General features: G+C 60.9%; 1 protein-coding gene. It reads left to right on the top strand.

The window, feature by feature from the left end:
- Positions 1-459: 459 nt before the first annotated feature.
- Positions 460-714 (top strand): hypothetical protein (locus tag RISK_RS32900; protein WP_047813066.1); only part of this gene is annotated, 255 nt, incomplete at its 3' end.

Below are 714 nucleotides of genomic sequence, written 5' to 3'. Positions count from 1 at the left end.
TGATGTGGACCTGGGTTGCCGGAACAACGCTTCGCTGGGTCCGGCCTACGATTGCTCGAGCGTGTTGACCTGCCAACAACCGCTCACCAAAACCCAACGCCAGGTGGAACCTGGCCTACGTGGTGGCTGGATCGCAAAACGCCAATTTGCAATCGCCTCGTAGGCCATGTTTTACATGGCAACCGCGCCGATGCTTTGGAACAAAGCGAGCCGTCCAGCAGTTGTAGGCCGGATCAAGGACCGGAGGGACGCAGCTACGGCAGTCGTGGTGGTTGCGGCCGCGATGATGCGGACCGGGGTTGCTGGAACAGCGCTTCGCTTGGTCCGGCCTACGATTGTTCGAGCGTATTGGCCTGCCAACAACCGCTCACCAAAACCCAACGCCAGGTGGAACCTGGCCTACGTGGTGGCTGGATCGCAAAGTGCCAATTTGCAATCGCCTCGTAGGCCATGTTTTACATGGCAACCGCGCCGATGCTTTGGAACAAAGCGAGCCGTCCAGCAGTTGGAGGCCGGATCAAGGACCGGAGGGACGCCGCTCCGGCAGTCGTGGTGGTTGCGGCCGCGATGATGCGGACCGGGGTTGCTGGAACGGCGCTTCGCTGGGTCCGGCCTACGATTGCTCGAGCGTATTGGCCTGCCAACAACCGCTCACCAAAACCCAACGCCAGGTGGAACCTGGCCTACGTGGTGGCTGGATCGCAAAGTGCCAAT

The sequence above is a fragment of the Rhodopirellula islandica genome (assembly GCF_001027925.1).
Lineage (GTDB): Bacteria > Planctomycetota > Planctomycetia > Pirellulales > Pirellulaceae > Rhodopirellula > Rhodopirellula islandica.
This window is presented reverse-complemented; position numbering and strand designations above follow the sequence as displayed.